Origin of the sequence: Phytobacter massiliensis JC163, from assembly GCF_000321045.1 — a bacterium.
GTDB lineage: Bacteria > Pseudomonadota > Gammaproteobacteria > Enterobacterales > Enterobacteriaceae > Phytobacter_A > Phytobacter_A massiliensis.
On record NZ_HE578945.1, the window covers coordinates 1,933,887 to 1,940,330 of the forward strand.

Annotated in this window: 6 protein-coding genes and 3 tRNA genes; 3 read left to right on the forward strand and 6 right to left on the reverse strand. The window is 54.1% G+C overall.

Features of this window, described 5'->3' with window-relative positions:
- The first annotated feature begins 133 nt into the window (after nucleotides 1-133).
- Nucleotides 134-886, forward strand: coding sequence for a 2,3-diphosphoglycerate-dependent phosphoglycerate mutase (gpmA, locus tag ENTHG_RS09450; RefSeq protein ID WP_044178385.1), 753 nt, complete (start codon nucleotides 134-136; stop codon nucleotides 884-886).
- Nucleotides 887-947: 61 nt separating this feature from the next.
- Here gpmA and aroG read toward each other — a convergent pair whose 3' ends face one another.
- Nucleotides 948-2,000: a 3-deoxy-7-phosphoheptulonate synthase AroG gene (gene aroG, locus ENTHG_RS09455; RefSeq protein ID WP_044178388.1), complete on the reverse strand. Its 1,053-nt coding sequence runs from the start codon at nucleotides 1,998-2,000 to the stop codon at nucleotides 948-950.
- A 318-nt stretch (nucleotides 2,001-2,318) separates the two neighbouring features.
- Between aroG and ENTHG_RS09460 the strand changes: the two genes are divergently transcribed.
- Both ENTHG_RS09460 and zitB read left to right on the forward strand, forming a co-directional pair.
- A complete protein-coding gene (locus ENTHG_RS09460) occupies nucleotides 2,319-2,762 on the forward strand; it encodes a protein YbgS (protein WP_044178393.1) in 444 nt (147 codons plus the stop codon).
- A gap of 120 nt (nucleotides 2,763-2,882) precedes the next feature.
- The gene (gene zitB, locus ENTHG_RS09465; RefSeq protein WP_044178396.1) at nucleotides 2,883-3,824 is read left to right on the forward strand and encodes a CDF family zinc transporter ZitB; all 942 of its coding nucleotides are present in this window, start codon (nucleotides 2,883-2,885) and stop codon (nucleotides 3,822-3,824) included.
- Here the strand turns inward: zitB and pnuC are convergent.
- From pnuC to ENTHG_RS09490, 5 genes are all read right to left on the reverse strand, one after another.
- Nucleotides 3,821-4,540 (reverse strand): nicotinamide riboside transporter PnuC, encoded by a 720-nt coding sequence (gene pnuC / locus ENTHG_RS09470; RefSeq protein ID WP_044178399.1) that lies wholly within the window; start codon nucleotides 4,538-4,540, stop codon nucleotides 3,821-3,823. The two genes, zitB and pnuC, sit on opposite strands and share 4 nt — an antisense overlap.
- 36 nt (nucleotides 4,541-4,576) lie before the next feature.
- Nucleotides 4,577-5,620, reverse strand: coding sequence for a quinolinate synthase NadA (nadA, locus tag ENTHG_RS09475; RefSeq protein ID WP_044178403.1), 1,044 nt, complete (start codon nucleotides 5,618-5,620; stop codon nucleotides 4,577-4,579).
- A 359-nt stretch (nucleotides 5,621-5,979) separates the two neighbouring features.
- A tRNA-Lys gene (locus ENTHG_RS09480) sits at nucleotides 5,980-6,055 on the reverse strand.
- 32 nt (nucleotides 6,056-6,087) lie between these two features.
- A tRNA-Lys gene (locus ENTHG_RS09485) sits at nucleotides 6,088-6,163 on the reverse strand.
- A 143-nt stretch (nucleotides 6,164-6,306) separates the two neighbouring features.
- Nucleotides 6,307-6,382: transfer RNA gene (locus ENTHG_RS09490), tRNA-Lys, on the reverse strand.
- Between the last annotated feature and the right edge of the window lie 62 nt (nucleotides 6,383-6,444).

The following is a 6,444-nucleotide window of genomic DNA, read 5'->3' on the forward strand; positions in this document are numbered from 1 at the left end:
CTGCTGTTTCACATGCATCTTACACTGAGGCGCTATTTTCGCTATGGTTAAGGGTAATCGTTGCCGCTGCCCATCAGTGGGCAATATAATGAGAATTGTTATCATTCAATCAGGCTCATGAAGGAGTAAGTGTATGGCTGTTACTAAGCTGGTACTGGTTCGTCACGGCGAAAGCCAGTGGAACAACGAAAACCGCTTTACGGGTTGGTACGATGTTGACCTGTCCGAGAAAGGCGTCAGCGAAGCAAAAGCGGCAGGTAAGCTGCTGAAAGAGGAAGGCTACAGCTTCGACTTCGCCTACACCTCCGTGCTGAAACGCGCCATCCACACCCTGTGGAATATCCTGGACGGGCTGGATCAGGCCTGGCTGCCGGTGGAAAAATCCTGGAAGCTGAACGAGCGTCACTACGGCGCGTTGCAGGGTCTGAACAAAGCGGAAACCGCAGAAAAATATGGCGACGAGCAGGTTAAGCAGTGGCGTCGCGGCTTTGCGGTAACCCCGCCGGCGCTGACCAAAGACGATGAGCGTTTCCCGGGCCACGATCCGCGTTACGCTAAACTGACCGAGTCCGAGCTGCCGCTGACTGAAAGCCTGGCGCTGACTATCGATCGCGTTATCCCTTACTGGAATGAAACCATTCTGCCGCGTCTGAAAAGCGGCGAGCGCGTTATCATTGCCGCACACGGTAACTCCCTGCGCGCGCTGGTAAAATACCTGGATAACATGAGCGAAGAAGAGATTCTGGAACTGAATATCCCGACCGGCGTGCCGCTGGTGTATGAGTTCGATGAAAACTTCAAGCCGATCAAACATTACTACCTGGGTAACGCCGACGAAATCGCAGCCAAAGCGGCAGCGGTCGCTAACCAGGGTAAAGCGAAGTAATTTTTCGCCGGATATAAAAAAGCGTGGAGCCCGGCTCCACGCTTTTTTTATTGTCAGAACGTTATTTACGGCGGGCTTTTACCGCTTCCGCCAGCTGACGCAGAATGGCATCCGTGTCTTCCCAGCCAATGCAGGCATCGGTGATGCTCTTACCGTAGGTTAACGGCTGGCCGCTCTCCAGGCTCTGGTTACCTTCTACCAGATGGCTCTCAATCATCACGCCGATAATCGCTTTTTCGCCGCCCGCAATCTGCGCGCTGACGTCTGCGCCGACCTCCATCTGCTTTTTGAACTGCTTGCTGGAGTTGGCATGGCTGAAATCGATCATCACCTGCGGCGCCAGGCCCGCTTTTTCCAGCCCCTGCTTCACCTCCGCCACATGGCGGGCGCTATAGTTAGGCTCTTTGCCGCCGCGCAGAATGATATGGCAGTCGCCGTTACCGCTGGTATTGACGATAGCGGAGTGGCCCCATTTGGTCACCGACAGGAAGCAGTGCGGCGCGCTGGCGGCATTGATGGCGTCAATGGCGACCTTAATAGTGCCGTCGGTGCCGTTTTTGAACCCTACCGGGCATGAGAGGCCAGATGCCAGCTCACGGTGAACCTGTGACTCGGTCGTGCGTGCGCCAATCGCGCCCCAGCTCATCAGATCGGCGACGTATTGCGGCGTGATCATATCCAGAAATTCACCGGCCGCCGGCAGACCGCTGTCGTTGATGTCCAGCAGCAGCTTACGCGCGATACGCAGGCCATCGTTAATCTGGAAGCTGTTGTCCATATGCGGATCGTTTATCAACCCTTTCCAGCCTATCGTGGTGCGCGGCTTTTCAAAATAGACGCGCATGACCACTTCCAGCTCGCCCTTTAGCTCTTCACGCAGGGTCAGCAGACGGGAAGCATACTCTTTAGCCGCCGCCGGGTCATGAATGGAACACGGCCCAATGACCACCAGCAGACGATCGTCCTGGCCTTTCAGGATAGTGTGAATAGCTTTGCGGGCAAGCGATACGGTATTTGCAGCGGTTTCCGTCGCCGGGAATTTTTCCAGAAGTGCAACCGGGGGTAATAGCTCATTAATCTCTTTAATGCGTAAATCGTCGTTCTGATAAGTCATGTTCTTTCCAGCTTCGCCATACTTAATAAATGAATGCAATCACTCCAATCTATCTCGTCGGTCAAAGAGTGTAAACGCGAATTTACACTACAGACAGAAAATTCCTGGAATAGGTGAAAAAACTGCCTGAAAGTAGCGTTCATCCAGATCAAAGCTACACTTTTTAAGTGTAAACACTTTGATTTTTATTTTTTACGATATTCCATACTGCCTTAAAAGGTAGTCTTGGTATCTTTCACCACTGAGCGTGATTACTCGTTCGCGCACGTTTCACCGGTGCATAGCCCGGCCAGTAACGAACAGAACAGGAGCATCATGATGAAAATGAACAAATTAGCGACGCTTTTACTGACGACTACCCTGACAATGGCGAGCGGCGCGGCATTCGCAGCTGACTCGACCTCGCAAACTAATAACGGCCAGGCAAACGCCGCGGCGGATGCAGGCCAGATGGCACCGGATGCAAAAGAGAACGTCGCACCTGGCAATATGGATACCGGCACCAATTCCGGTACTAACTCCAGCACCATGGGTACCACCGGTACTACAGGTACTACCGGCACATCCAACGGCACAATGCTGCATCCTCAGACCAACTCAGGCACCACCAATGGGATGGACAATAGCAACATGACCAAGGATGAGATTCATAAGAATTCTCAGTGTAAAGATGGTAAGTGCCCGGACATTAACGAAAAAGTCCAGACTGGCGACGGCATTAATAACGACGCCAATACCAAAACTGACGGTACTACCCAGTAACGGTGAATCTGTCTTCCATTAAGGAGAGCTACGGCTCTCCTTAATTTTTTGTGCCGACTTCAAAAAGATCTGCAATGATGTAAGTCGCTGATAACGCCAACAACACGGGACGGCTAACATATGGCGCATTCACATTCGCATTCTGATACGCATCTTCCTCACGACGCTAACGCGCGACGGCTATTGCTGGCCTTTGCTGTTACGGCTGTTTTCATGCTCATTGAAGTGGTGGGTGGGCTTGTCTCCGGTTCGCTGGCGTTGCTGGCGGACGCCGGGCATATGCTTACCGATGCCGCAGCGCTACTGTTCGCCTTACTGGCAGTCTATTTTGCTAAACGGCCCGCCAGCCCGCGACGTACTTTTGGCTGGCTGCGTCTGACCACGCTGGCGGCGTTTGTGAACGCCATCGCCCTGGTGGTTATCACCCTGTTAATCGTCTGGGAAGCTTTTCAGCGCTTTTATCATCCGCAGCCTGTCGCTGGCTTTACTATGCTGGCTATCGCGATAGCGGGCTTACTGGCGAATATTCTCTCCTTCTGGCTTCTGCACCGGGGCAGTGAAGAGAAAAACCTGAACGTGCGTGCCGCCGCGCTGCATGTGCTGGGGGATCTGCTCGGCTCGGTGGGGGCGATTGCCGCCGCGTTAATCATTATGTATACCGGCTGGACGCCTGCCGACCCGATACTTTCCGTCCTGGTATCCATTCTGGTTTTACGCAGCGCATGGGCGCTGCTGCGTGAGAGCGTGAATGAACTGCTGGAAGGCGCGCCTTTAGCATTGGATATCGGCGCATTAAAACGCCATTTGCGGCGGGATATTCCCGAAGTACGGGACGTTCACCATGTTCATGCCTGGCTGGTTGGGGAAAAGACGGTGCTGACGCTTCACGTGCAGGTTATTCCGCCGCATGACCACGATGCCCTGCTGCGGCAAATTGACCATTTCCTGGCACACCATTACCAGGTTGCCCATGCCACCATCCAGATGGAATATCAGCGTTGTAACGGGCCAGACTGCCATCTCAGCGAAACGCAGCCTGCCCCGCACTCACACCATCATTAACTGGCAAAAGCCCGTGAGCCACGCTGACGGGCGCTGTTTATCCACATCCGCGTACCGTTCAGGGCGATACCCGTCAGGATCATATACTCCAGCGACATAGCCCAGACGCCCTGCAGGGCGAAAATTACCACGCTGATCACGTTGATAACGACCCACAGTAGCCAGTTCTCAACATACTTACGCGTCATCAATATCATCGCGACAATAGACAGCACCATCATGCAGGAGTCCCAGAAGGGGAATGCATCGGGCTGGAGTTCCGGCATCGCCACGTTCATCCCCAGGCTCTGCATCAGCGAGACGGCCACCTTTGTCAGGAAGGCGAAGACGGGATTGATATAGACCGTCATTAAGCCAATGGCGACCACACAGACGGCCAGCCAGGCCAGCGCTTTAGGCAGCGGCAACCAGCGGATTTGTAGCGCGGCCTCCTGCGTTTGGGTCTGCCGGGACCATGCATACCAGCCATAGATATTGGCGGCAAAGAAAAAGAGCTGCAGCAGCAGGCTGGCGTAAAGCTGGATCTGGAAAAAGATAATGGCAAACAGCGTGACGTTAATCAGACCAAACGCGTAGTTGCTTATCTTTTCGAGGCTGGCAAGCCAGATACAGAGTAACCCCGCTACGGTGCCCACCGCTTCAATCCACGAGAGATCGTAACCACCCGCCCCAATCGGGATGTGCACTAAGATATTCTGCGTACTAAAAAAATCCATCTTTTCCCCTGAGCGTATTCCTACGCGTTATTCATCTTAAGGACGTAGTGTAGCCGCAAAATCCAGCATCCGGTTAAGCGGCAGCAGCGCGCCTTCACGAAGCGCAGCGTCAACGTAGATTTCGTGCGCCTCACCGCCCTTTTCCAGCCCTTCGGCGATAGCCTGCAGGCCGTTCATCGCCATCCACGGGCAGTGGGCGCAGCTGCGACAGGTCGCTCCTTCTCCGGCGGTTGGCGCCTCCAGCAGCTCTTTTTCCGGTACCGCCTGCTGCATCTTATAAAAGATGCCGCGATCGGTGGCAACGATAAGCTGTTTATGCGGCAGCGTTTTTGCGGCGTTGATGAGCTGGCTGGTAGAGCCCACCGCATCGGCCATCCCGACAATCGCCTGCGGCGATTCCGGATGAACCAGCACCGCTGCGTGGGGATACAGCGCTTTCATGCGCGTCAGGGCCTGAGTTTTAAACTCGTCATGGACAATACAGGCGCCCTGCCAGCAAAGCACATCCGCTCCGGTCTGCTTTTGTACGTAGCTACCAAGGTGGCGGTCCGGCGCCCAGATAATTTTCTCACCGAGGCTATCCAGATGTTCAATCAGCTCCACCGCAATGCTGGAGGTCACTACCCAGTCGGCACGCGCTTTAACCGCCGCAGAGGTGTTGGCATAGACCACCACGGTTCTGTCCGGGTGGGCGTCACAAAAGGCGCTGAATTCTTCAATCGGGCAGCCCAGATCCAGCGAACATTCCGCGTTAAGCGTCGGCATCAGGATCGTTTTCTCAGGGCTGAGGATTTTGGCCGTCTCCCCCATAAAGCGCACACCCGCAACCAGCAGCGTTGATGCCGGGTGTTTAGCGCCGAAGCGGGCCATTTCCAGCGAATCGGAGATGCAGCCGCCGGTCTCTTCCGCCAGCTGCTGAATTTCAGGGTCGGTGTAATAGTGCGCCACCATTACGGCGTCGCGCTCTTTGAGCAGGCGCTTGATTTTCTCGCGATAGAAGTGTTTCTCGTCACGGTTTAACGGCGCTGGCTTGGGCGGAAAAGGATAGATAGCAGCATCGGCATCGAACATTACGCTCATTATGGCTCTCGTTTCACTGGCTTAACAACTAAGCCCGTCACTGGCGGACAAAGCGCTGACTACGGGCATTCATGTTTCATATACTAAACAAGATAGCGGATTCAGGGCGAGAAGTCACAGGAAATGCGCGTGGGGAGAGATGTCGGATGCGCTTTGCTTATCCGACCTACGAGGACGTTGATAGGGTTGAGAACAGCGATGAGCTTAACAGGGATGATAGATAGCAAAAAAGCGCCTTTAGGGCGCTTTTTTACATTGGTGGGTCGTGCAGGATGACTCGCTTCGCTCGCCCTTCGGGCCGTCGTCGTAAACGACTCCGTTATCCTGCACATCCTGCTAGCAGGATGTCACTTAAAATTTGGTGGGTCGTGCAGGATTCGAACCTGCGACCAATTGATTAAAAGTCAACTGCTCTACCAACTGAGCTAACGACCCCTTGCGGGATTTACTGCATTCTCTATTCAGACTGGTGGGTCGTGCAGGATTCGAACCTGCGACCAATTGATTAAAAGTCAACTGCTCTACCAACTGAGCTAACGACCCATACGGGTGTTGCCTGAAAGAGTGTACTCGGTACCAAAAAATTTGGTGGGTCGTGCAGGATGACTCGGCTTTGCCTCGCCCTACGGGCCGTTGCTGACGCAACGTTATCCTTCACGTCTTACTATTGCATTCCACCAGAAATTTGGTGGGTCGTGCAGGATTCGAACCTGCGACCAATTGATTAAAAGTCAACTGCTCTACCAACTGAGCTAACGACCCGAGTGGTGGGTGATGACGGGATCGAACCGCCGACCCCCTCCTTGTAAGGGAGGTGCTCTCCC